This is a genomic window from Echinicola sp. 20G (genome assembly GCF_015533855.1).
In the GTDB taxonomy this organism is placed as follows: Bacteria; Bacteroidota; Bacteroidia; order Cytophagales; family Cyclobacteriaceae; genus Echinicola.
The window spans coordinates 816971-842667 of sequence record NZ_AP024154.1 but is presented as its reverse complement, the minus strand read 5'-3'; the positions used below and the strand labels follow the sequence as shown (position 1 = coordinate 842667).

Here is a 25697-nt window from a genome sequence, read left to right as displayed (position 1 = left end):
CTCCTTCCTTTTTATATATAGGAATCTGGCTGCTATTTGCCATGTGCATCAATAGCTACTTGATTGTATTTCTCCCATTCAGACAATCTTTCAGCATAGACTTGTTTGGTTTTTTGAAGACCAACTTTGCCCAAAAAATATCTTAGAGGAGGATTTTCAGAATCAATTAGCTGAAGTAATGCCGGAACTGTTGCTTCTGGTATTCCGGTTGCAGAGGCTTGCATTCCCTCATTAGCTGCCAAAGCAATTCTTACAGGCTCATAGTCGGGAATAGGCTGACTCAATACAGCAGAATCACCGGCAAAATTCGTTGCATAACCATTTGGCTCTACTAAAGTTAAATGGATACCAAAGTGTTCAACCTCTTGAGCGAGCGCCTCAGTTAGTCCTTCGACTGCGAATTTGGTAGCACTGTATAATCCAAGGGTTGGAAGGGCCCAGAGGCCTAATACACTGGATAATTGGATAAGGTGGCCATTTCCCTGAGATCTGAAAAATGGCAAAACAGCCTGTGTTACCCACAAAGTACCGAAGAGGTTTACATTAACGACTTCTTTTGAGTCTTTTTCTGAAAGTTCCTCCGTTGCTCCAAATACCCCATAGCCTGCATTATTGATGACAACATCCAGAGAACCCCAATGCGAATGTGCGTTTTTTACTGTTTCAAAAACTTCTTTTCTATTTGTGATATCTAGAGCTACTGGTACAAATGTTTCAGGATACAGCTCTTTTAAATCACTAAAGTTTGAAACATTTCTTGAAGTCGCAATCACTCGATCACCTCTTTGCAATAGCGCTTCTGTCCAAAGTCTTCCAAATCCTCGTGATGCTCCTGTTATAAAAATCGTTTTCATATATCTTTAATTTTTGTTGTTTTATAATTTTCAATGACCGTGAGCTTTAATGCTCACATCTTTCCAATGATGGATTTCCTTAAGTCTACAAGTTAGTGATCGTTCAACCGCATCGTAGGCTACTTTACCAAACAATAAGCGAAGTGGTGGTTCTGGGTTGTCGATCAATTCAAGAACGGGTTGAACAGTAGCTATTGGTTTCCCCCAAGTGGAAGCATCTTCTCCGGCAGTTGTAAAAGCATCCCTAACAGGCTGATAATCTGTGATCCCGTTTTCGGTTTGTACCGCAGAGGCTCCGGCCCAATCTGTGGCATATCCATTGGGTTCTATCAGTGTAATTTTAATGTTCTGATGAGCTACCTCCGATGCAAGTGTCTCACTGAGTCCTTCCACTGCAAATTTTGATGCATTGTATAGTCCTAGCATTGGCAATGTGGTGAGTCCAAGGAAACTGGAGATCTGTATGATATGACCACTTTTTTGTGCTCGCATTACGGGTAGTATCGCTTGAGTTACCCATAGTAAGCCGAAGAAGTTGGTCTCCATTTGTGCCCTGGCTTGATCTTCTGTCGTTTCCTCAACTGTTCCAAATAGACCGTACCCAGCATTGTTTATTAAGACATCAATTTTTCCAAAATATTTTAGAGCCTTGTTAACAGTCTCAATTGTAGCTATGCGGTCAGTAACATCTAGTTGAAGAGGAAGAAACCGATCTTTGTATTGTTTTTTTAAGCCTTCAAGATCTGTTAGGTTTCTAGCAGTTGCTATCACCTGATCACCTCTTTGTAATAGAGCTTCTGTCCAGAGCCTTCCGAACCCGCGAGAAGCTCCTGTTATAAAAATAGTCTTCATTTCGTTTTTGATTTATGGTTGTTATTTAGTGGAGCTAGGAGTGTTTAATCCCTCTTTAAGTACTATGGCAGCTTGTAAAATTGCTGTTTGGATCGCCGGAATATGTGCAAGTGGGTTGAGTAGACCATAATCATGGATGAGTCCCTGATAGCGAGTAAGTGTAACTGGCACCCCAGCCTCACCCATTTTTCTGGCATACGCTTCACCCTCATCGCGAAGAATATCATTTTCAGCAGTTTGAACCAAAGCAGGTGGTAGATCTTTCAACTCTTCGATTGTAGTGTGTATCGGAGTTGCATACTTTTGCTGCCGTTCGTTGGCATCTTTGGTATAGTTGTCCCACATCCACTTCATCAAACTGGTAGTTAGAAATCGCTCTTCTCCAAAAGACTTATAGGAAGTCCTAGAAAAATCGGAGTCTGTTACCGGCCAGAGTAAAATTTGCTGTTTTATGGTAGGAGTTCCTTTATCTTTCGCCATCAGTGCTACTACTGCAGCCATATTTCCACCTACACTATTTCCCACCACTGCAAGACGATTGCCATCTACACCAATCTGAGTTCCATTTTTTGCAACCCATTTTGTAGCAGCATATGCTTGATTGATTGCTTTTGGATATTGGGCCTCTGGTGAGGGCGTATAATCTGGGAATACGGCTACTGCTCCACTTTTTACTACAAGGTCTCTTACTAATCTTCTATGAGTAGGGTAGTCTCCAAGAATCCATCCTCCTCCGTGAAAGAACATGAATACTGGGGGATTTGAATCAGCATTAATAGGCTTAACAATGTGTATGTTTATAGTTTCGCCATCTTGTGTAATTGTTTTTTCAGACTCTTCAATTCCTGAATAATCAACTTCCACTGATTGTTGGGCATTAACCAAAACCTGCCTTGCCTCTTTTGGACTAAGTGTCTCTAATGGTTTTCCGCCGCTGTTATTTAAAGCTTTCAGAAATTCCCTGATCTGTGGATCTATATTGGGATCTTTCTCCGCGGAAATATTCTGTGCATGTGACAAAGATGTATTCATTATGATTGCGATTAAGATTGAAATAAATTTTCTTGTTTTCATGATTTTGATTTTTATACTGTACTTTTTGGTACAAAATTGATTTAAAAAAAAACTTGTTTTTGAATCGATATTCGTTTAAGGAATTAAGGTTGCACTTAATTTTATTTTAAAGCTAAATGCGTTACTTACGGGGCAGGTTTCCTCTGCATTTTTTGCTATTTTCTGAAACTCTTCATTAGTTATGGCAGAAATCTTGGCTTTCAAGACTAGTTCTGATAGTGTAATTCTTCCGTTCTCTAGTGTAATGGTAGATTCAGTATTAAGATAGTCTACTTTGAATCCAGCATTGGTTAGATCAAGGTCAAGTTTCATTGTAAAACATCCTGCGTGTGCTGCTGCAAGCAATTCTTCTGGATTCGTACCTGCTCCCTCAGAGAAGCGGCTACTAAAGGAATACTGGGTTTTATTCAGTATAGTGCTTTCGGTGGACAGATGTCCGCTACCTGTTTTAATATCCCCATTCCATAGGGCTGTTGCTTTTCTTTTCATTGTAATAAAGTTTGATAAATGTGAGTTTAATATTGTACTAAACGGTACAAAATTCTTTAAATTTTTTTTAATTCAATATTTCTAAATTCATTTTTATTAGTTCTTTAAGTTCTGCTTTGGTATTCACCACATTCCGTGTTACGTTGATACCAGCCCATAAATTTTGTAAGTGCAAACCCAATAATGGGGTTGAAATTTTTGTGGTTAGTTTTCCTGCAGATTTTTCCCTATCAATAGCCTCCATGAATATTTCCTTGACCACATCCAGTTGATTTGCTGCTATACATTTCAACTCATTATCTTCCACCTGGAGTACAGCGTTCACAAAATAACAGCCAAACTTGCCAAATTGTGTATTAGGGTCAGCAACTGAATAAAAGAACTTTCTAATTTCTTCAACTGGCTGTTCGGAATTTTTGATGTTCTTTTTAAAGTCATTTAAATAATGACTTCCCACTCTTTTTATTGACTTTTCAAACAACTCTTGCTTACCTCCTTTATAGGCATTATAAAAACTTCCCTTCCCAATTCCCATAGCTTTCAACAAATCTTCTGCAGAGGCATTTTCATAGCCTTTTTCCCAAAAGACCGTAATGGCCTTGTCGAGTGCTTCTTCTTCATTGAATATTTTGGGTCTTCCTGCCATTTTTATCTAATTGATAGTTCAAATATATATTATTGTACTGAATAGTACAAAATAAAATCTTTAAATTTTTCCAATTATTTTCAAAATACACTTAACTATCTGATTAACAGGGTATTAATTTTTAAAAAATATCAAATTAGTTGAGATGGTGAATGTCCAAAAGTCTTTTTAAACAAATAAGAAAAATGTGAGAGGTTTTCAAAGCCTGACTCAATATAAACTTCAATGGGTTTTTTGTTATTTTCTTTCAGAAGATGGTAAGCTAATTGAAGTCTTTTTTGAATTAACCACCGTTGGGGAGGTGTTTGAAAAGCTTTGCGAAAATCACGATTAAATGTAGCTAAACTGCGTCCTGTCAAATAACTAAATTTATCCAGAGGCATATTGAACATGTAATTCTTTTCCATATAGTCTTTGAGGTCGACCTTCCCTGGTTCGGAAAAATCAGCCAATAGACCGTCTATACCTGGATAGATGGACCGCAAAATCCCAATACCCTCTTTTATTTTCAATTTTGTAATTTCCTCAGGTAGTTGACTTTTTAATTCAAAATAGGGCTCAAGTGAAGCGAAATAACTTTCAAGTAAAGCATGAGGAGGGTAGGACAGTATTTTTTTAATAGGTATTAGCGATGTTTTCAAATCAACTTTCGAATAATAGGCTTTTAGCCTTTCCGTTTTAAAGGCTATTGCAATTGATTTGTAAGGGATGTCATCCTTGGGACGTTTGATCACCATGCATAATTGATTGCGTGGGACAAGTAAAATTTCACCAGGTCCAAAAGTGTATGATTCTTCCGCCGAAACAATCTTCATTTCTCCAGAAAGAACCCGTATTAAAGTGTGATATTCCGGAATTGCTTCAGTTTTAAAATCCTTGTCATCTATACATGCCTGAACAATTTCAGCGAACTTTGCTTCTCTTTTATCCATTTCCTAAGCTTTGAGAAATGCGTTTTTCCATCATTAAATATACTTACTGATTCTTCTCTGATTAGTTATCAAAGAATCCAGGTATTCCTTATTTCTTTTTGAATTATAGGTGTCGGCTATTAATATCGGCAATACCAAAAACAAGAGTCCTATAAAAAATCCTTTCCAGAAATAACTGGAGGTAATAACCATCAGCCATGTTAGGATGGTGATAAATCCAGCAAACCCTAAGAATGAATAGCGAAAAGAAATATTCATCACTTTTTCCATTCTTTGTATTTCAGATTGTTGTAATTCCGATTCAGTTTCATGGATACGATCCGGAAGCTTCTTGATCATTCTATCATTGTAATACTTGTTTGAAAGAATAATAATAATGAGAAGTACTCCTGAGATTAAAAGACCTGTTGAAAGCCCTTTGGATAAAGGGTGAGCTGAGGCCTTGAAAAGAATCAAAATGGCAGCAACCACGAGAAGTATACCAGTAAGAACCACATACGGTATTCCTACTTTCTCCGCAGTATAATAATTATGAATTTCTTCAACCATGGAAATTTTATATAAGGGTAGGATGGCATGTAAATAACTCATAGCATCCTACCTATTGTTAAAGATTACTTACTTCTTCATCAATTCTGGAAGAACCATTTCATTCCCGAAATCAGCATAAAAGCTTAAATCTTTCCACTTTTCAGCTTCTTCCCATCTTTTAATACTTGCTTCTTTTACCAGGTTATAAGAATCACTTCCAATCAAAATGTGAGGGGGGACTTCATCTGCTTCACTCACTTTAAGGATGATTTCAGCCACCTTTTGAGGATCACTATTCTCATTTCCCCAATAATTTTCAAGAAACTTAATGGTGTTTCCTACTGTAGATTCATATTCGGGCAATAGTTCTATGGACTCTGCATAAGCTCGTTTCCCCCAGTTGGTACGCATGCCTCCGGGCTCTAGAGCTGTAACTTTTACATTAAAAGGAGCGGTTTCTTGAGCCAGCCCTTCTGTAAAGCCGCCAATTGCCCATTTGGAAGCATGATAAGCCGCCTGGCCTGCTACAGCCATTCTTCCACCACCTGAAGATATTTGGATAATGTGGCCCCTACGTTGGTTTCTCATAAAAGGCAAAACCTCGCGGGTAAGTGTAACCACACCAAAAAAACACGTCTCAACTAGTTTGCGAAAATCCTCTGCAGGCATTTGCTCAAATGGCCTGTTATCACCATATCCGGCATTGTTTACCAGCACATCTATACGACCAAATTGTTTCATGCTTTTGCTAACTACTTCTTTGGCCTGAGCTTCGATTGTAACATCCAAATTTTCAACAAGTATCTGATCTCCATACACAGATTTAAGGTATGATAACTGTTCAACTTTCCGAGCAGTGGCTACCACTTGATGTCCGGATTTTAAAGCTGTTTCTACAATATTTCTTCCAAGGCCATTCCCGCTTCCGGTCACGAACCAAACTTTACTTTTTGTTTCCATTTTATTATAAATTTATATAGCAAAATTAGAACAAGCTCTAAATCAAAGCTTTGTTGAGAATGTCAAGTTTGCTTTGTTGAGCGTATCAAACTGAATGGTTTAGTAATTAGCTGCTTCCTTAGTAGTTTTAAAGTTGAGGTTACGATATCTGCGGTTTTGATTGAGCAACTCAATTTCGTATCCGTCTTTTGAATCAATCTGGATGTGAAGCTCAGCATTTAAGATTGAACCTTTTATCAAGTGACCTGCAAACTTTTTGTCTTCGGATAGAAAATGGAAATGAAACGGTGATAGGTCCACATTACTCATTAGGGAAGGTGTAAAAAAACCGATCATCATTCCTTGGATATTTTCAGCCTGATATTGTGGTCTTGACTTCATTAAAACAGCTAATTCTGTGGTGTCTGTGGTTTCAACGGGTTTTGCACCACCTACAGTGATTTCAGACCATTGACTTCGAACTTTTATGGCATATGGAACATTTCTGGAGGGCAGAATTCCTTCAATATTTCTCTTTAAATCTTCGAAATCACCAGTAAAAGGAAAGGTCATTGTTGTATCTGCATTAAAAAAGCTCAAAGAGGTAAAAGGTGAAATCATGGTATCTGGAGCAACTTCCACTTCACCAGAAGGAGGAATACGATAGATGACACCATCTAATGCGACAAGTTCCCCATTTAGGTGATTGAAAGTGCCCAGACCAAAATCTCCATGAGCCTTCAGCTCTTTTACTGTATTCGTTCCCTCATAGATTCCTCTTCGCATGGCATCAAGAATCGAGTAATGCCAGATTTTATCACTTGAGGAGGTCTGTTTTGAATTGATTTCTGTTGGCTGATCTTGACATGAAACAGATAGGATTAAAAGTGAAAGGCAAATGATCTTTCTATGGTATGTTCTCATAACTTTTACTCAATTATTTTGATTTTATCAGCATAGCGCTGCTTCACTGGAGGATTTTCCGCGGAGTAGCCCAAAGCCACATTAATGGCTACATCATAGTCTTCAGGGATATTCAGAGCTTCTAGTAAATCCCGGTTTTCGGGTCTGTTCATCACCGGAACCACAGTGCCCAATGGGCAGGTTCCTAACCCTGTGGCATGAGCAGCTAATAGTATGTTTTGTAGGATAATGCCACAATCAAGACTGCTTACTGGATTGTTTTTATCTCTGGCAATAACGATGAATACTGGTGCATCGTGAAAAATACTAAACCCTGGTTCTTTGTAATGCGCAGCACTTCCCTGAAATGTCTTGCCTTCAGCGTAGGCTAAAAACCGATTATTCAGCTCTGTCAACCACTGCTCGTTTTTCACCACCCTGATTTGCCAGGGCTGCTTATTCAGCGATGACGGGGCATAGATGGCATATTTCATCAGGGTATCAATCTGGGCGTTACTTACTGTTTGGGGCGTGTACTTCCTGATGGCTCGCCTGGTAAGCATGTTGTCCAGGATAGCCGATTTGGCTTCTCCGTTGTAGATTTTGGTCACTGGGGCTTCCTGACAGGACAGCACCATGCAGCATAGAAGTGAAATGAAAATGAGGTTTCTCATAAGATTTGATTTTAAAATAATGCTCTTGTTTTGAATTGAGTCTGATCGTAAAATTTGAACAGCATATACCCGGCATATCCGAAGATCAGCCAGTTGATTACATCAGCTTTGTGAAGGCTGATAACAGAAAAAGTGATCAATAAAATATGAAAGCTAGTTTGACCGATTTTTTCTAAAGTATCCTTTTGGAAGCTATGTCCCCACGCATTTGGCTTCATTACTTCACCTATCTGCTTCATGAAGGCATTCATAATCAAAATACCATAGGATAAATAGACATGATGAACACCACTGTATAACAACAAGGAGATAACCAGGCCCAACATCATCCCAAAATACAGTTTGGCATTTCGGTGTGTCGGACTGGTAGGCATATCTGTAGCCATAAAAACAGCGCCTAATAGTACTCCACCTGTAGAGAACTGTATGGTGTTTCCTATGGGTAATAAGCTTTGGACGAGACTTAGAGTAACCAGAAATGTAAATGGAATATGCCAGCTGATTCTATTCCGAATCAAAAGATAAATGCCACCAAGACTGATAGCCACCAGAGAGTATTCGCCCAAGGCTCCTGTAGGGTTATAGATGATCGTACTGAAGTGCCCACTGAGGAAAATCTTATACTCACCTGGATCTATATTGTTAACATATAATCCTGTATCCCATAGACTTCCTCCATTCATGATAAATGGAAAAAAGGCCGTCATAAACTCTCTACCAACCAGAGCCGGATTAAACCGATTTTTGCCCAACCCTCCCCAAAGAATTTTCCCAAATAGAATAGCCATTGATCCTCCAAACACACAGACATACCAGGGAGTCAATGGTGAAAGGGTAAATGCAAGTAATATCCCGGTGATGATTGCAGAACCATCCATTGAGACTTTGCTTTTATTCAGTATGACATAGCCACTCAATACATTAACAAGCAAACAGCTAAGAATGCAGCTTATCACTACAACAAATGCCCGCTCTCCAAAAGCCCACAAGGCGATGACTAAGAGTGGCAATAAGGCAATGATCACATCAATCATAACCGATCTGGTACTGCTTGAAGCGGATATAAAAGGTGATGAATTCATAACATTAATCTTTTACCTTCTCTGATATCCTGAACCAATGGAATCCGCGATGGACATATATAGGCACACGCTCCACATTCTATGCAGTCTTGTAAATAGTAGTTTTGTAACTGGTTTATATCCTGCTTTTCAACATTTTTTGAAAACTCCATTGGAAGCAGATTCTGAGGACATACATCAGCACAATAACCACAGCCGATACAGTTTTCTGATTGATAAGATGACTTGTATAGACTTAGGATTCCGCCACTTCCTTTATGAATGGCCATGCCTTCGTCCTGGACGGATCGCCCCATCATGGGGCCACCAATAACCAAAGAAAAGTGCTCTGATGTAGGGCGGAAGAAATGATCTGAAATAGCTGAAACAGGCATCCCAATTGGCACCCAATAGTTCCTGCCTTTTTGGGATGCTTCATCAAATAGTGTAACAATTCGTTCTGTGTATGGAATACCTTTAAATACAGCCCTGTAAATGGCGTAGATGGTGGCAACATTATTGACTATAACTCCAGCTTTGGCAGGAATACTTCCTTTCTTAAGTGTTTTCCCCGTTACAGATTTGATGAGTTGTAACTCTCCACCCTGCGGGTAAAAATCTGAAAGAAGTTTCACACCACCTATAACTTCCTCATTAGTCAATGCTTTCTCCAAAATGGGTTTCAGGTTTCTGTGCTGATTTTCAATGCCAATGATGGCTTTGGGGATTTTAAAGAGTCTTTGTATAAATGCAATGCATAGAGCCAACTCTTGGGCATAGTTTTTCATCAGTGCATAATCTGCCATTAGATAAGGTTCACACTCAGCTCCATTGATAATTAGAGTTTCCACATCACCAGCTTCTATAGCATATTTAGCCGTAGAAGGAAACCTGGCCCCTCCGCTTCCTTCAATGCCAAAACCCTGCAATATTTGTCTGAATTCCGGAATCGAAATGGCTTCCGGGTTCATTGGGGAAGGAACCTCACTTTCATTTAGAAAATCATTAAACACTTCCAGATAATCCCATTCATCAATGGTCAGGACATCTCCAACTACGCCAGATACCGGAGCATGAACACTACTTCCAAATAGGCCTTCTTTATGTGCCAGTTGCTGATATTTCAATACACGTTGACCTTTACTCACCAGGAGTTCAAGAGGAGATTTAAATCCGAATAAGGGCATGTGCAACTTCTTGGGAGTAGCAAAGTCCGAAAGGTCGTTGTTTTTGTAGTAATGTTTTTTGTCTGGAATGAATAACATATTCTTCAATTGATTCAACACACGATGAAATTGGGAGCGTCATCTGATACATTTTCAGGAACCACGTAATAAGAAAATTGCCCCTCAAAGGCCTGTTCCAGTTTCTTATTTATTTGAAGATCCTGATCGTTGGCCATAATTGCTGTAGAAAGAATATCACCCTTAAATGCCGATTGTGTAATGGTGACAGCCTGATGGTTGGATGAGGGATAACCTGTTTTGGCATTGATCACATGACTATAACTTTTGTTATTGATTTCTATAAAATGGTTCTTTCGCCCCGATAGGGACAGGCAGCTATTCCGAAGTGGTAATTCGAGCCAATTATGATGAGGTAAAGTTGGATGAGGAATGTTGACTTTCCAGTCTTGATGGTCTTCATCATTCATCGCATAGATGGTACTTCCACCTGCATTGATCATAGCATCAGTAACTCCTTCATTTCTCAAGAAATCAACTACCTGATCTACTGCAAAAGCTTTGATAAAGGAGCCCGTGACCAATTCAGTTCCTTTGCAGATTCCGACTTGATTACCATTCATTTCTAATCCCTTTTTTCCAATTCTGTCCAGTATTTGATCAATCTCACGCTGTTGAGGTAAGTTTAATCCTTGCTCCTGATAAAATCCCCAAGTTCTCAGCAATGGCATCACTTCTATGTTGTAAATACCCTTTGTCAAGTCGCGAATTCTATTGAGTTCATTCAATAACCAAATAGTGTTATTATCTACTGTTATCCACTCCCCGGGATTTTTATTGATTCGATCAAAATGAGATCCTGCAGAATATGAATTGTAACTTCTGTCAATATCATCCATCAGATCAAAACAATGATCAATGATGTCCGATGCAGAGGACGAAAGCGGGATCTTGATTTTTACATGACAGTAAAACATGAACCGCGTCTCGGTCAAGTACTTATTAGTTGCTTTCTGATGCATTTTCAGCAGTTGAACTATCTTCTATTCTTTTATTGGAGCTCATGTGTTTTTTGAAATCAATGGAACCAAGTCGAACGATTTCAAAGTACAATTCAGGATTTTTAAATTGCTGGTGGATACTATCATACTCCAGAGATTTTCGATCGAACACCAATTCACGCTGGCTTTCAGATGCATCATAAATCATTTTCCTGCGAATGCGCCATTCCTGAATACTGCTGGTCAACAGGTCTTTTTTACTGGTTGCCAGTAGAAAAACTGCAATTACAAAAAGTATGATTCCTTTTAATCCTGATCTCATATTAGTAGGTTTTTGGAGTTGGGCCAGACACAAATTGAGCTGCTGATTCAGAAGCCAACACCAAACCAGCGCCTAACATGATCACATCCTTGATCACCAACCTGCCAGCACCAGACAAATAAGGAAATCCGAAATTTTCTCCACCCAGATTTGGGACGTATGCTTCTGGTGTAGTGATAAGAAATGAAAGTGTTACCAGAGACATCCCAACAGTCAGGAGTCCGGCAATTAACCCTACCTCTTTGAACCAAATTCCCAAGAGATTGAGAAAGCCCAGGAAAACAATAAAGGCTCCCAGAAAATAGGAAAAGGTGTAAGTGCCATTTCCCAAATGCCATTCAATATTTGCCGGTACATGCTCCCCTTCCTTATTTTTATGTTCCTGATACTGATCCGGATGATCGTAAAAAAAACTCATCAAAGGACTATTGGCTACAAATGGGACAATACCATCAGCTTCATACTGAAAAGCTTTTAGGCCGCCAATCCACCCCATGACGATAAAGACGGCAATCCGAAGAACATATATAAACTTCGGTTGCAATCGGGCTAATAATGTAATCATGCGTATCATATTCTTTTATGTTTATTTTTTATTCCACTTGTTGAACCAGCTTTTCTAAGTACCCACTCAACCGTCTGATTGAGGATGTATGATGAAGTAAGGTGTAGGGTTCTGCTGGACCTAATAACTTTTTGCCTTTTTCAAATAGAAGTACACCGTGAAACACATAAGCACTACCAATACAAGATTGACCAGAGCGAGGATTAATTGACCCTCGATGCTGACCAACCTAATGACTCCAAAAATCAGGATAGAACTCACTATATAAATACCACCTCCGGTAAGCCCACTGGCTGTTCCGGCATTAGTAGAAAACCGTCTCAAACAGTAGGCATAAACATTATTGAACAGAAAGCCTGATAATAAATGCAATGCCAGAGTTAGACTAATGAGTGTATAAATATTGCTGTAGAATTTGGAGACCATGCACATCAAAACTCCAACAACAACGGAAAGAATAGACCCCATCATCAGTTTGCGATGAAAGGGATATCGGATCATTAATTTCGAAACAATACCTCCGGTCATGAGTGCTGCCCCGGATGCCAGCGAACTATACCCGGTTATTACTGCAGAGAAGTGATATACATGCTCAATAATAAAGGGACTGGAAATACCATAAATCACTAAAAGAGAATAGCTCAACCCTACTATAAGTATACCTAGACTAAAATCCGGGGTGGATAACATGTTTTTATAGGTATTTAATAAGCTCCTGCCACGGAAAGGTGATTTCACAGTTAATGACTCGCCTCCGTATATTATTTCAAGGATCAGGATGATAGTGGTAAGAACGCCTAGAAAATAAAAATTCGATTCCCATCCATACCCTTGTTGTAAATATCCCCCGATAAAAGGAGCGATTATGGGTGCAGCTGCCCAAATGATCGAGAATAGACTGGTGTAATTTTTTAGGCGCTCTCCAGAATAAACATCCACAAAATAAGCCCTGCGACCGACAATGATCAGAGAGACCGAAAGACCTTGCACAATCCGCGACAAATAAATCAGGGTAATATCCGACTGCAACGTAATCCCATAGCTAGCTAGGGTAAAGACCAGCAAACAAAACAAATTGATACGGTATCTGCCGAAGCTATCCAGGACACTTCCTGCAAATACCTGACTAAACCCCAAACTAATCATAAACACCATGATCAAGCCCTGTACGGCTGCTTGAGAAACCCCAAAAGAGTCAGCCATTGCAGGTAGCGAAGGAATAAATATATCTGTTGCAAGCCCGCCTAAAGGTATGAGGGCAAATGCCAGGAGTGTACTAACTCCCTGATGATCTTGCGGTATAACTTTCGTGTTTTGCAAAACGTTTGAATACTTATCGGTTAAATTCCCTTTCAGAATTATCCACAGGTGTATGAGGGTCATTTTTCACCAATTCCGCTATATCATCCTTCCGCATAAAGACCACCCCCTCATGAGATTTTGCATATTGGATAAATTCATCCACAACATGCACCACTGCAGGGGTTCCTCCTATTCGATCATGGAGGCTCACGCTCATCATTCTACGCTGACTTGCTCCTTCCACATATAATTGATCAAACTCTGCCTTAAGTTGTGCCAGAAACTGATCGGGGCTCCAGCTTTTGCCTTCTATGTTCACTATGTCATTGTTGCGCAAGGTGTAGGGAATGATCACAAAATTCTCACCTCTCACCTTGGTTATAAAGGGTTCATCACGACTCAAGTCATCGATATGGTAAAGAAAATCCAAATCCTGAAGCACTTTCAGCGTATTCGGACCTCTGCGCAACCAGTTGGCATTGTATCCTCGTCCACGCCTTCCGGTAATCGATTCCACTGTATCGATTCCCTTTTTCACAAAGGCCAACTCCTCTTCATACGTCATATTCCACTGATCATCCCAGGCAATGCCATGAGCAGCGATTTCATGACCACCAGAGGCAATAGCCTTGGCTACTTCTGGATATTTAACCGCCGCTTCTCCTACTACATGGGAAGTCACCTTTATGTCATGCTTTTCCCAAAGCTTCAGCATCCTGTAAATACCCTCTTTACCTCCGTAGCGAAACCAGCTCTCTGCGGGAAGGTCTGGAGATCCTGATGGTAACGGATTATTTGAAAAAGGGCTTTCGGCACCCTCTGGCTGCCCCCCCGTTTCAAACTGCATAGAGAATGAAACAACCAGACGTGCCCCATTGGGCCAGTGTGATACTGCTGACGTAGGTTGTTGCTCGTTCTTTATCTCATTTCTATGCTCTTCACCACATGACGTTATGAATGTCAGAGTGAAACCTAAAATCAAGGCAATTAAAAAATAATGTGTTGTTCCTTTCATAATAATGATGTTCAGTAATGACTACTCAAGTCCTGGAGCCAAAGGCCAGTCAATCTCAAATCCAACAAGGTTATGTATGTAGTTAGCAATGGTTCGTCCTCCCGCTAGTACTACCACATCGATCATGTTAGCTTCAGAATATCCAGCGTTAAAGAAATCATCCTTAATTGCTTCGGAAACCTGTCCGTTATTGGAGGCTAATTCAAGGGAAAATACGGCCAATGCATGAAGTTTGGTATCAAAGGTTGCTGACCCTTTTCGTATCTCCAGTATTTGTTCATCATTAAACCCTCTTTTCAATGCCAGTTGTGTATGCGCTGAAACACAATACTTGCAGCCATTGTACTGGCTCACCACCAAATTGACTATTTCCTTTTCTTTGGCATTCAGGCTGGATTTTCTATTTTCCAGTGTCAACAGATCTGAAAGAGCTGTGGCGTTTTTCGCATAGTAAGCATACAGATTAGGTACAAAGCCAATGCCTTTTTCTAAGGTGTCAAACAACACCTGATCGCTGGCAGACACATCGTCCCTGCCTGGAATTAGATATTTTTCCATGATTTTAAAATGTTTTAATAATTGTAAATAGGAACCTTAAAGCTTCACGACTCCCAGTTGCTGAAATAGGCTGAGGTTATCTTCCAAATGCCAGTTTTCAACAATTTTTCCTTCTTCAATTCTAAGGATGTCGATAGCGTTAAACTCAATGGGTTTTCCACTTGGTGCCACTCCTGCAAATGCTCCCAGGTGAGTTCCTCTAAACACCATTCGAATAGTTACCTTATCCTTTGTTATAAGTAAATCCTTGACCTCGCATCTCAAATCCGGCACGGCCTTTCTGAATGCATCGGAGGCAAATCTTGGCCCCTCCGGCCCCTGTGGGCGACCTTCCGGGAGGGTTCTATCGATAAACTTCTCCGAGATAGCTCTGTCCAGATATTCCTGCTTTCCTGTATTCCAGAAAGCATAGAAATACAAGGCTGTTTCTTTTAGCTTATTGCCTTCTTTAATTGATAGTCCGCCATCAATTGAAACTCGGTCAGGTACAGGAATATCATTATTGTGTGACTGAGGTTTAAAGCGATAAATGTAATAAGGCGGTTTACCTTCATCTTCCCCTCCTGTAAATGCAGGTGTGGTATTTAGCTGATTAACCGAAATATAAAAAGAGCCGTCTGAAGCAAGATAGGCATTGTCCGGCCACTTCAAGCGATCATCCTGTATGATGTGTTCCAGCGTTCCATCCGGATTTAATCGAGTGATAGCATGTGCAGTAAGATCCGTAAAATAGTGGTTGCCCAAACCATCAGAAGATGCTCCGTCACTTATCGGTTTTACCCCCAAGCGTACAATACTCTTTTGAATGGACTCATCACTCGCTCCTTCACGAAAAAGCTGTGCGTCCAGACTATACCAGTTGGTTCCATTCATTGCTCCAAAAAAAACTGTATTACCATCAAGGCTGATGGTTATTGGATCGACAGCTACACGGGCCGGTTTCCCACCAAAATAAACCAACTCGCCATCGATCACCATATCGATATCTTCGGCTTCCAGCTCTTTAGCCCCACCAAATCTTCGGGCAGTTTCGGTGGCCATGTCCAGTGCTATAATTCCTGGATTGTTGATGTCAGCCAGATACGCCCATTGGTGTTCATAATCAATAGCTACATCCTGTATAAAGCTGCCTTTAGGGGCAACACTTTCGGGTAGCTCGATTTTTCTAAGAACTTTCTTTTGATCAATATCAAAACACCAAAGTCTGGTTTTACCAAGCTCTTGCCCCATGTCAATCACCCAAAGTCTATCTTCTTTGTCAAAGATCAACCCCAAAGGTGAATCCAGAGATTGGTCACTTGCTGGATTTTCATTCTTTTGGAGGGATTTGCTTGGAAAGGGTTCAAATCGGTTTCTGCCCTTAATTTCAATCAACTGAAGGTTTCTACTTCCAAGACTATGGATGGTGGCAAAAACGCGCCCGGATTTAGAAACAGCAACATCACCGGGTCTGATAGGCAATTCTGCGATGATTTCAAGAGATCCATTTTGCCCAAATGCTTTTTCATTTATTGAAATACTTAAAGTAATCAAAGACAATAAAATTATTATGTGATTTTTCATTTCATCATTTAGTTGAATATTAATCATCAAGAGTTACTACCAGCTTTCCAATTACATGTCCGGTTTCTTGGAGTTCATGGGCTTTTGTCATTTCAACGAATGGAAAGCTTGCTGACAAGTGTGGTTTCAAATATCCGTCTTCCAATAATTTCGCTAGCGCCTTCATATCAGTGCCGTTTGACTGAACCAGAAAGAAAAATCCATTTACTCCTTTATTCTTTGCTTTTTGTGTTACTTCTGCATTAAGGCCAGTAGGTATACTAATGATGGTTCCTCCCGGCTTTACCACCTCAAGTGAACGGTCAATGTTTTGACCTCCTATGGTATCCAGTACAAAATCAATATCCGATGTTGCTTCTTCAAACTTCTTAGAACGATAGTCAATATGTTCATCGGCTCCCAGTCCTAGTACAAATTCGCGGTTTGCTGCAGACGAAGTACCGATTACATAGGCTCCAAAGTGCTTAGCTAATTGAACAGCAAAGTGACCTACACCTCCGGAAGCAGCATGGATTAGAACTCTATTCCCTGGCTTAATAGAAAATTGATGTGTCATGGCCTGAAAGGCTGTAAGTGCAGCAAGTGTTGTAGCTGCTGCATCTATATGACTTATATTGCTAGGTTTCAATGCTAAATGATATGCGGGAGCCGCTACATATTCTGCATAAGCTTGACCATGGCCTGGAAAATTGACCATGCCAAACACTTCATCTCCTATACTAAAATCTGTCACAGCATCTCCTACTTCAACTACCACACCCGATATATCCCATCCTAAAATAAGCGGATGAATATCTTTCAGGCGCCCATACACCCCCTTACCGGCCCTGCTTTTCACATCTACAGGATTTATCCCAATGGCTTTGGTTTTTATGAGTACTTCATCTTTTTGTATCAAAGGCTTTTTTATGGAGACTATTTTCATTGAGCCCACATCTCCCGGTTTTTCTATAATAATAGCTTTCATTAGTAAATACTTTTAATTATAAAGCAAAAATATACCTAATAAAGACCACTTTTATTGTACCTTTAATCCATTAATCAGTATATTTGTACTCTATTTTAAAAACCATGAATCGAGAAGCATTATATCAACAATTTGAAATTGTTACCAAAACGCTTGATGAATGTCCTAAACTGGAACATTCTCACATGTTCTTTGAACTGGTCTATATAATGGAGGGAACTGGTAAGCAGTGTATCAATCAAAATAAATTTGACTACCACCCGGGACATATGTTCCTGATTACACCCCAAGACTGCCATTCTTTTGATATTGAAACCACCACTACCTTTTTCTTTTTGAGGTTTACTGATATTTACATTAAGGAAAGTGGCTTATGGAAAGATAAAGTCGAACAACTTGAATATATATTACAGAATGTAAGTCATAAACCGGGTTGTATTTTAAAAAATCAAACCGACAAACAATTGGTAAAACCAATGGTGGATGCCATTATCCGGGAATACGTAAATAGAGACCTCTACAATAGGGAATTGATCGAGCATTTGGTAAACACCATGATTGTTGTGGTAGCGCGCAACATTGCCAAATATCTGCCGGAAACAGTAGGGGATCACACGGAAGGAAAAATCATGGATATTTTACAGTACATTCATAAGCATATTTATGAACCGGATAAAATCAGAGCTAAAACAATTAGTGATGAATTTGGAATTTCCGAATCGTATCTCGGTAGATACTTTAAAAAACACGCAGAAATAAGCCTACAAAATTACATTACCAACTACAGGCTACAGCTAATCGAACACCGATTAAAACACAGCGACCTTAGAATTGGTGAAATTGCATACTCATTGGGTTTTTCAGATGAAAGTCACCTTAATAAATTTTTCAAAAAGGGTATGGGTATGAATCCTCTGGCATTTAGGAAAATCCACAGGAACTCAGCTTAAATGCATTCTTGAGATAAGATCTGCAGCTTTTTGCCTATTTCGGGCATGTAGATGAACTTCATGTCCTTTTCCTAAAAGGGACTGTGCTGCCAAAAAAACAAAACCCTCCGTGTATCCTGTTATAAATATTTTTGCTATAGGTTTACAAAAGTTTTCCTCCTTGGAAGTATGTATCAACGTAATTAATATTGGCTCAAAGCTAGGTTAAGCGGTTTGTTCTTTGCTATTTTTCTGAGGTTATCAAATATCTTAGTTATGGTTAAAATATGAAAATCTAGATAAGAGTTCAGGTATACAAAATTTCAGAATTCGTACACTTCGTACGGCTCGTACCCCTCGTACCGTACGAGTTTTACGAAGTGGAAATGAGATTCAAAAGCATGCAAATGAATTCAATCCTAAATCAAAGGTTCGTTTTCTGAAAATTGTCCTTATTCAAGTAGGCCGATTTGCTGCTTTTTACATCAAAAAGAAAAAAGACCATTCAAAAATTCGAATTGAAAAATGGCCTTTATTGGCATTATGAGCCGCTTTAGAATAATACGATTCAAATAAATTTAGAGCTATAAAACCAAAATGAACCTGTCCCCCTATTTGTCCCCCTTTTTATATAAGATACTGTTTTTCAGTTGTTTTAAATAGTCCAGTTCCCGCTACTAAACAATTAGTTGAGCCTTTGTGTTCAACTTTTTGTGTTTTATAGGGTTCCTGATGTAGTTTGTGTAATAAATTTGATTCAATTCAATTCCAATTGGTTCCAAATGACTCAAATTTGTCCCCCTTTTCGTCCTCCATTTTGTCCCCCTTTTCACTTCTTCACCTGTATTCCAAATCCATTTGAATAGAACAAGAATTTTGGCATGAGTTTTTCAAATGTTAATGTTCTGTTATTTGTAAACTGCGATTTCAAGTCTAGTTTTTCTTTCTGGTCAAATATTAAAAATTACCGCTCAACATAAATAATATCCCAAAACCGTTCCACCAAATAACCTGGATCAAGTTCATTTTTGGTTGTTAGCCACCACTCAATTAAACCTGCACCTGCTGAAATTGTAGCCTGCATCATAATTTCTTTGTCGATAGGGTCTTTAAATGTCTTGCTTTCAATGAAATCACTTAATCCAACTTTTAAAATTTCTTCCATTCTTTTCCGAAAGAAAGTATTGTCCTCTCCGGTAAGCATCACTTTATAAAAAGCAGCATTAGCATTCAAATAATCAAAGGTGGTCAGCATGGCTTTTTTAGACGTAAACTCTTCTTTACTTCCACCTGCGCAACTGGTCATGAGTTGTGTAAGATGCATATCAATGCATTGTTCTCGTAACTCAAATTTATCCTTAAAATGAAGGTAAAATGTACCTCTATTTACATCAGCTTCTTTTGTGACCATCGCAATAGATAACTTTTGAAAAGGATGTTCAACCATCAATTTCGTAAAAGCATCAAATAAAGCCTGTCTCGATTTTTTAACTCTTCTGTCCATTTTTCATTGTGTTTTCTATGCGGTATTATTCAACAGATATCTTTAAAATGTTCATTAAGCAACATATCTAATCTATAATTTCTTAAATCTTTCTGCAAAGATAAATAAACACTTGTTGATAAATAAACATCTGTCTATTTTTGTGTGATAATTCAAAGAGTATTAACTACTAAACACTCTAAATCCATAAGATGAAATTGATAAAAGTATATAAAAAGAATAGACTAAATGCAGTTTCCTTAATTGGAATTTGCACCATTGTCATTGGTTCAATCGCCTTTTTTAAAGTAACAGCACAGTCCAATAATCAAAATCAAGAAATGATGATCACTGAAAACAAAATAACAGAAACCGCAATAAATGAAGATAATACCGTACTTGTAGAAGTGTGGTCAGATTACCTATGTCCGTGGTGTTATATAGGGGAAGCCAACCTTGATAATGCGATTGCTGATTTAGGTATCAATGCCACAGTGGTATACAAGAGTTTTCAGTCAAACCCTACACTACAAGGAGCTTTTACCGTAAATGAAATCGCTAAGCAAAGCGGTTTCAGTTTAGAGGAAGCCAGAAAAAAGTCAAAATACATAGAGGATATGGCTAGTAGTGCAAATTTGGAACTACACATGGACGCTGTAATAATGGTCAATACCATGGATGCACACCGGTTGGCTTATATGGCCAAACAAAGAGGTCATGGCAAAGCAATGGCAAAGCGACTTTTTGAAGCTTCCTATTTGGAGGCTAAAAATATAGCAGACCCAAATGTGTTGACAGAATTAGGTGAAGAATTTGGTATCTCAAAAGAAGAAACTTTAGCCATGTTGAAAAGCGACCAATATAGAGCTGAAATCAAATCGGAAATACAAGAAGGTATTAATAATGGCCTACGTGGCGTACCGTATTTTGTAATTAATAAAAAATACTCACTATCTGGGGCACAACCTAAAGAGGTATTTAAAGAGACACTCTCAGGAATTTTAAAAGATTATGGTCCTTACAAATCTTTAATTAGCAAAAGCCCATCTGGTTATACCTGTGATGAAAATGGCTGTGAGGTTCCAAATAAACAATAATCAACTTTAAATTATATAAAATCATGATACTAATAACAGGAGCAACAGGTCATTTAGGTTATTTGACCTTAACAGAACTATTAAAAGAAAAGTCAGCATCCGAAATAGCAGTATTAACTCGTAAAGTAAGTGACAAAACTAAGGAGATTGCCGCATTGGGGGTTGAAGTAAGAATTGGTGAATATGCCAATAAGGAGTCCTTGCTAAAAGCTTTCAATGGTATTAAAACCCTTTTCTTTGTATCTACTCACGAAGCAGCACAAGATTTTACAGTTCATAAAAATGTTATTGATGCAGCAGTAAATAGCAACGTTAAAAGTATAGTATATACAAGTACACAAGGTGAAAAGTCACTAGGTAAGAATAATCCTGAAGGTACTGCTGATATGCACGCCTTAACCGAAGAGGCTATTAAACAATCCGGTTTAAACTATACCATACTTCGCAATGCACCTTATATGGAATCCTTACCAATGATATTAGGTGAGAAGGTTTTAACTGAAGGATATGCAATGCCAATGGGTAACGGAAAGCTTTCATTTGCTACAAGACAAGATATGGCTATTGGCTCAGCCAAAGTATTATCCAAAAATGAACATGATCATAAGACGTATGAATTTGGAGGTACTGCTTCAGTAGGTTTCAATGAGGTTATGGAAATATTATCTGAATTGACGGGTAAAAATCTGGAATACAATCCAATTGATTCTGAAACCTACGAACAACAAAGTAAAGAAGCGGATATCCCTGAAATGTACATTCAAGCTAACCTGGGGTTTGCAAACCAGGTAAAGAACGGTTATTTTGACCATCCCACTAAGGATTTATCTAATATATTGGGGCGAGAACCTGTTTCAGTCAGGGGATTTTTGAAAAAGACTTATATAATCTAAGTAAAAAAATAATAACGGTATACAACCATAATAACAATTGTGGCTTGAGAGGTTGCTCAAACCGCAATTGTTTTATCAAGGTTCATTGAAAACTCAAAAAAGAAAAATTGGAATTGATATTAAAATAAATGAGGGTGGAAAATTTATTGCCAGTTAGTCTATTTCAATTTGTTTTCGCAAAAAATGCGATCGTATTGGATTCCACTTGCTTCGATTTTTTCAGTGCATTCACAAAATGTAGTGCTAGTCCTGCTACTACAATTGCAATTCCCGCTATTCCAAATTTTCCAGGAACAGAAGTCCCCAATAGAATAATTTCACCCAATAGCGTGAAAACAATTTCCAAAACCTGAGTAGCTTCGATGGCGGCTAAAGAAACAGGTTGAGAATGAACCATCTGGGTTGCAAAGTAAAAAGAGACGCCTCCTAGAAATCCTGAAAAAAGAGCCGAATAAAAAGATGCTTCCAGTTGAGATGTGGGAGGAAAACCAGATTGATTATAACCTACTAAAGCTAGCATTAAAAGCAAAGGGATACATCCGACACTCATTCCCAAGACTCTTTGAGTGGCATTTAACTGTAGGTTTTTCTCCTCCAGTTTTACCATCAGTTTTCTATTGGCTAAAGGCCATACGATTGCGCCGACAAGAACCAGGCAAAAGCTGATGGAAACATTCTGCCATGAGCTTAGATTTTCAAAGTTTTCTAATTGCATGACCAAAACGCCCACTAGTATGAGTAGGGACAGATAAACTGAGCGTTTGGGAATTTTTCGACGGTGATCTTTATAGATCAATGGGGCCAGTAATATACCGGCCACAATATTTATTTGAAAAGTAGCTGCTACCATCCATCCAGGAGAATACAGGGATGCGATTGAAATAAAAGTATATAGGATACCAAAACCAATTGTTCCCCATTTTGCGAAGAGCCAGAATTCTTGTTTCAAAGCACCCGCCAAAGGAAGAAGTTGCTTTGTAAGAAAAAGAACTACACCCAAAATTGGGATTAAAAAAAGGGTTCTCAAATTGGCCGTCCATGCCCAATTTCCACCTGAGTTAGCAATTAAACTATTGATCAGAAAAGTGAAAGAGAGGAAAAAGGAAGCTGAGATTCCCCAGATGATTCCTTTTTGTGATTGTTTGTATGCTTCCATCTTGCAAAATTATTTGAATCATAACATTGCTTTATGGTACATTTCGGGTAAAGTATGGCTTAAAAAATCCTTTTATTTCTAAATTGAAGTGGAGTATATCCTGTATGTCTTTTGAAAAATCTCCCAAAAAAAGCTGGATCATTAAAGCCCATTTCGTAAGAAATTTCCTTAATGGTTTTCGATGATAAGTAAAGTTCTATCTTGCATTCGGTGATTAATCGTTCCTGTAATAAACCAAATAGTGTAGTACCAGCAGCATCACGACAAATTCTGTTTATTTTTTTGATGTCGGAATTTAATGCTTTGGCATAATAAGATGCCAAATGCTGTTCTTTGTATTTTTCTTCAATGAGTTGCTTAAGTTCACCAAATAATTTACGATTTGTAATGTCGAGGGATTCAGATGGATGTTGGACGATCTGCGCTCTATTGGCATAAAGCAATGCAATCGATACATAGTGGAGAATGATGTCAAAATCCTGTTTTTCTTTAGCTAATTCAGTTTTTAACTGTTCAATCAATAGATCAAAGATCCTCAATAAACTTTCTTCCAGATCGATGTAAGGAAATGATGAAAAGGGATTGAGAATCCCATTCAATGCCTCCTTTGGATGAATTTTTAGAAATCGGTTAAAGAGCTCCTCCCCAAAAAGAATTAACCATCCGTCTCTTTCAAATTTTTCAATAATGTGAACCTGACCTTTCCTTACAAAATAAAGGCGATGTGGTTTGATCTCAAGGGTTTTGAAATCAATTGAATGTTTTCCTAATCCAGCAGAGCAAAGAATAAATTCGTAATGATCATGACGGTGGAGAATGTCAGAATAGTCTGTTAGGTGCTGATGTAAGGGAAGGATTTTCGCATATTCCTCCTTTAATAGTTTCTGAACAGGTAGCTGTCTCATCGGGTTGATTTTTGAAATGGCTCTACTTTGGCTAGTTTGAAATAAAGATACTGATTAGCCTGTCTTAAATTTAAAGTGTTTGGAGAAAGTATTTTTCTGAATTAATACCCATCGTAACTCTTGTACCGTAAGAATTGTACGGGTCGTAAAATAGATTCAATTCTTAAAGACGGAACTTTAAAATAAAAAGAGATTTCCGGAAAATAGATTTATAAAGTAAGTGAAAAAGAATAGAATTTTAGATGGCCTGACGAAAAAGATAAAATAGATTATAATAATAATTAGCAATCCTCAAGCAGCTATTGATAGAAACAAATCAACTACTTCTGAACCCAGTGCTTCCTATTATAAATTCGTTGGAATATAAGAGGGCAATTGCAAGTTACACCAGGTCAGGGGTTGACAATTTGTAGCAACTTGAAAAAAACATTAGTCAATAGCAAAAGAGGCGACCCTGCAACGAATAAGGCTGCTATTTGATGCAAAATACGCAACGATTAATTTTGATTAGAATCGAATAAAGGTTATTTTCGTTGCAAATAATGCATTGAATGAGAGCTTTTATACATCAAAAAGATAATTGGCCGGAATTTACCTGGAACAGTAATGACTTCTTGGACCTGTTAAGTGAGGCAAGAAATTTACAGGGTAGACTTATTGGAAAAATGGAAACATTAGGCTTCGATTTGAGAAATGAGGCGCTACTTGATACATTGACCCTTGATGTATTAAAATCATCGGAGATAGAAGGCGAATTCCTTGACCCCGACCAAGTGCGTTCATCAATTGCTCGTAGATTGGGAATGGAAATAGCAGGAGCGGTGGATGCTGAAAGAAGTGTAGAAGGAGTAGTAGAAATGATGCTTGACGCTACCCAAAGATGCTTTGACCCATTGACAGCTGACAGGCTTTTTGACTGGCATGCTGCATTGTTTCCCACAGGAAGAAGTGGGATGTACAAAATTACCGTAGCAGATTGGAGAAAAGATACTACTGGTCCTATGCAGGTTGTATCCGGGGCAATGGGGAAAGAAAGGGTTCATTTTCAAGCGCCTGATTCCAACCTGGTTGAAAAAGAAATGACCCGATTTCTATATTGGTTCAACAACAGTAAAATGGACTTGGTAATGAAAGCAGCAATCGCCCATTTATGGTTTGTGACCATCCACCCTTTTGAAGATGGAAATGGAAGAATTACCAGAGCATTGACGGATATGCTGTTGGCGCAAGCTGACAAAAGTAACCAACGTTTTTACAGTATGTCTGCCCAAGTCCGGTTGGAAAGAAAACAGTATTATGAGATATTGGAAAAAACGCAAAAGGGGAATTTGGATATAACTGATTGGATTGTTTGGTTTTTAAACTGTTTGATCAACGCTTTAAGGTCCACGGATTTAATACTTTCAAAAGTCTTGTTCAAAGCTGATTTTTGGCTGAAGCACATAGATACTCCAATAAACGACCGACAAAGAAAATTATTGAATAGGCTAATGGATGGTTTTGACGGGAAATTAACCTCGTCCAAATGGGCAAAGATTGCAAAGTGCTCTAAAGATTCAGCAGTTAGGGATATTAACGACCTTATTGAGAAAGGGATCTTGCAAAAAGAAGCAGCAGGAGGAAGAAGCACCAATTACGAATTGATAGGAATGCCAGCTGGTAGTCGGGTGGACGACAGTTCGCTATAAGTTCACGGTTATGTTATGAAATAGGTTGATATAATTTTAATTGAAAATTGTAAACCAAGTGTTGGACAAAATGAACAATGTAGCAAGGTTTTCCAAAAGTGTCCGAGGAAAACT

At 38.6% G+C, this 25697-nt stretch carries 27 protein-coding genes; 4 read left to right on the top strand and 23 right to left on the bottom strand.

The genetic code is table 11. The annotated features are described in order from the left end of the window. Positions 1-32: 32 nt before the first annotated feature. The 20 genes from JL001_RS03755 to JL001_RS03660 all read right to left on the bottom strand — a co-directional run bounded on the left by JL001_RS03755 (position 33) and on the right by JL001_RS03660 (position 17432). Entirely contained in the window at positions 33-854 is an 822-nt protein-coding gene (locus JL001_RS03755) for an SDR family NAD(P)-dependent oxidoreductase (protein WP_200974832.1), read from the bottom strand. Between the two features lie 30 nt (positions 855-884). Next, positions 885-1706, bottom strand: a complete 822-nt coding sequence (locus JL001_RS03750; protein ID WP_200974831.1) for an SDR family NAD(P)-dependent oxidoreductase — start codon at positions 1704-1706, stop codon at positions 885-887. 21 nt (positions 1707-1727) lie between these two features. Next, positions 1728-2738 (bottom strand): alpha/beta hydrolase, encoded by a 1011-nt coding sequence (locus JL001_RS03745; protein ID WP_236252700.1) that lies wholly within the window; start codon positions 2736-2738, stop codon positions 1728-1730. A gap of 117 nt (positions 2739-2855) precedes the next feature. Further along, a complete protein-coding gene (locus JL001_RS03740) occupies positions 2856-3269 on the bottom strand; it encodes an OsmC family peroxiredoxin (protein ID WP_200974829.1) in 414 nt (137 codons plus the stop codon). A gap of 67 nt (positions 3270-3336) precedes the next feature. Beyond that, entirely contained in the window at positions 3337-3915 is a 579-nt protein-coding gene (locus JL001_RS03735) for a TetR/AcrR family transcriptional regulator (RefSeq protein WP_200974828.1), read from the bottom strand. Positions 3916-4046: 131 nt separating this feature from the next. After that, positions 4047-4847, bottom strand: coding sequence for a helix-turn-helix domain-containing protein (locus JL001_RS03730; RefSeq protein WP_200974827.1), 801 nt, complete (start codon positions 4845-4847; stop codon positions 4047-4049). A gap of 33 nt (positions 4848-4880) precedes the next feature. Next, positions 4881-5438: a hypothetical protein gene (locus tag JL001_RS03725; RefSeq protein ID WP_200974826.1), complete on the bottom strand. Its 558-nt coding sequence runs from the start codon at positions 5436-5438 to the stop codon at positions 4881-4883. A 27-nt stretch (positions 5439-5465) separates the two neighbouring features. Next, positions 5466-6338, bottom strand: a complete 873-nt coding sequence (locus JL001_RS03720) for an SDR family NAD(P)-dependent oxidoreductase (RefSeq protein ID WP_200974825.1) — start codon at positions 6336-6338, stop codon at positions 5466-5468. A gap of 99 nt (positions 6339-6437) precedes the next feature. Then, a complete protein-coding gene (locus tag JL001_RS03715; RefSeq protein ID WP_200974824.1) occupies positions 6438-7241 on the bottom strand; it encodes an acetolactate decarboxylase in 804 nt (267 codons plus the stop codon). Between the two features lie 5 nt (positions 7242-7246). Then, positions 7247-7894, bottom strand: coding sequence for a nitroreductase (locus tag JL001_RS03710; protein ID WP_200974823.1), 648 nt, complete (start codon positions 7892-7894; stop codon positions 7247-7249). Between the two features lie 11 nt (positions 7895-7905). Beyond that, entirely contained in the window at positions 7906-8976 is a 1071-nt protein-coding gene (locus tag JL001_RS03705) for an RnfABCDGE type electron transport complex subunit D (RefSeq protein WP_200974822.1), read from the bottom strand. Next, positions 8973-10220 carry an RnfABCDGE type electron transport complex subunit C gene (locus JL001_RS03700; protein WP_200974821.1) on the bottom strand — a complete coding sequence of 416 codons (1248 nt, stop codon included), beginning with the start codon at positions 10218-10220 and terminating at the stop codon, positions 8973-8975. The genes JL001_RS03705 and JL001_RS03700 overlap by 4 nt, the downstream gene beginning before the upstream one ends. 14 nt (positions 10221-10234) lie before the next feature. Beyond that, the gene (locus JL001_RS03695; protein ID WP_200974820.1) at positions 10235-11161 is read right to left on the bottom strand and encodes an FAD:protein FMN transferase; all 927 of its coding nucleotides are present in this window, start codon (positions 11159-11161) and stop codon (positions 10235-10237) included. Beyond that, the gene (locus JL001_RS03690) at positions 11142-11462 is read right to left on the bottom strand and encodes a hypothetical protein (protein WP_200974819.1); all 321 of its coding nucleotides are present in this window, start codon (positions 11460-11462) and stop codon (positions 11142-11144) included. Before JL001_RS03690 ends, JL001_RS03695 begins: the two co-directional genes overlap by 20 nt. Before the next feature lies 1 nt (position 11463). Continuing rightward, a complete protein-coding gene (locus JL001_RS03685) occupies positions 11464-12027 on the bottom strand; it encodes a DUF417 family protein (RefSeq protein WP_236252699.1) in 564 nt (187 codons plus the stop codon). A 120-nt stretch (positions 12028-12147) separates the two neighbouring features. After that, a complete protein-coding gene (locus JL001_RS03680) occupies positions 12148-13347 on the bottom strand; it encodes an MFS transporter (protein ID WP_200974817.1) in 1200 nt (399 codons plus the stop codon). 13 nt (positions 13348-13360) lie between these two features. Next, on the bottom strand, positions 13361-14344 hold the full coding sequence (locus tag JL001_RS03675; protein ID WP_200974816.1) for a polysaccharide deacetylase family protein: 984 nt from the start codon (positions 14342-14344) through the stop codon (positions 13361-13363). A 21-nt stretch (positions 14345-14365) separates the two neighbouring features. Continuing rightward, complete coding sequence (locus JL001_RS03670) at positions 14366-14902, bottom strand: carboxymuconolactone decarboxylase family protein (protein WP_200974815.1); 537 nt, start codon at positions 14900-14902, stop codon at positions 14366-14368. A gap of 36 nt (positions 14903-14938) precedes the next feature. Further along, positions 14939-16465, bottom strand: coding sequence for an L-dopachrome tautomerase-related protein (locus JL001_RS03665; RefSeq protein ID WP_200974814.1), 1527 nt, complete (start codon positions 16463-16465; stop codon positions 14939-14941). A 19-nt stretch (positions 16466-16484) separates the two neighbouring features. Continuing rightward, the gene (locus JL001_RS03660) at positions 16485-17432 is read right to left on the bottom strand and encodes an NADP-dependent oxidoreductase (protein ID WP_200974813.1); all 948 of its coding nucleotides are present in this window, start codon (positions 17430-17432) and stop codon (positions 16485-16487) included. Between the two features lie 104 nt (positions 17433-17536). On the opposite strand from JL001_RS03660, the gene JL001_RS03655 reads away from it, so the two are divergent. Next, a complete protein-coding gene (locus JL001_RS03655) occupies positions 17537-18382 on the top strand; it encodes an AraC family transcriptional regulator (RefSeq protein ID WP_200974812.1) in 846 nt (281 codons plus the stop codon). A gap of 943 nt (positions 18383-19325) precedes the next feature. Here the strand turns inward: JL001_RS03655 and JL001_RS03650 are convergent. Next, positions 19326-19865, bottom strand: a complete 540-nt coding sequence (locus tag JL001_RS03650) for a TetR/AcrR family transcriptional regulator (protein ID WP_200974811.1) — start codon at positions 19863-19865, stop codon at positions 19326-19328. A 191-nt stretch (positions 19866-20056) separates the two neighbouring features. Here JL001_RS03650 and JL001_RS03645 point away from each other — a divergent pair, with 191 nt between their 5' ends. Both JL001_RS03645 and JL001_RS03640 read left to right on the top strand, forming a co-directional pair. Beyond that, the gene (locus tag JL001_RS03645; RefSeq protein WP_200974810.1) at positions 20057-20941 is read left to right on the top strand and encodes a DsbA family protein; all 885 of its coding nucleotides are present in this window, start codon (positions 20057-20059) and stop codon (positions 20939-20941) included. 23 nt (positions 20942-20964) lie between these two features. Further along, positions 20965-21834 (top strand): NmrA family NAD(P)-binding protein, encoded by an 870-nt coding sequence (locus JL001_RS03640; protein WP_200974809.1) that lies wholly within the window; start codon positions 20965-20967, stop codon positions 21832-21834. 163 nt (positions 21835-21997) lie between these two features. Here JL001_RS03640 and JL001_RS03635 read toward each other — a convergent pair whose 3' ends face one another. Both JL001_RS03635 and JL001_RS03630 read right to left on the bottom strand, forming a co-directional pair. Then, a complete protein-coding gene (locus JL001_RS03635; RefSeq protein WP_200974808.1) occupies positions 21998-22990 on the bottom strand; it encodes a multidrug resistance efflux transporter family protein in 993 nt (330 codons plus the stop codon). Positions 22991-23049: 59 nt separating this feature from the next. Further along, a complete protein-coding gene (locus JL001_RS03630; protein ID WP_200974807.1) occupies positions 23050-23895 on the bottom strand; it encodes a helix-turn-helix domain-containing protein in 846 nt (281 codons plus the stop codon). 551 nt (positions 23896-24446) lie between these two features. On the opposite strand from JL001_RS03630, the gene JL001_RS03625 reads away from it, so the two are divergent. After that, entirely contained in the window at positions 24447-25583 is a 1137-nt protein-coding gene (locus JL001_RS03625; protein ID WP_200974806.1) for a Fic family protein, read from the top strand. Positions 25584-25697 lie beyond the last annotated feature (114 nt).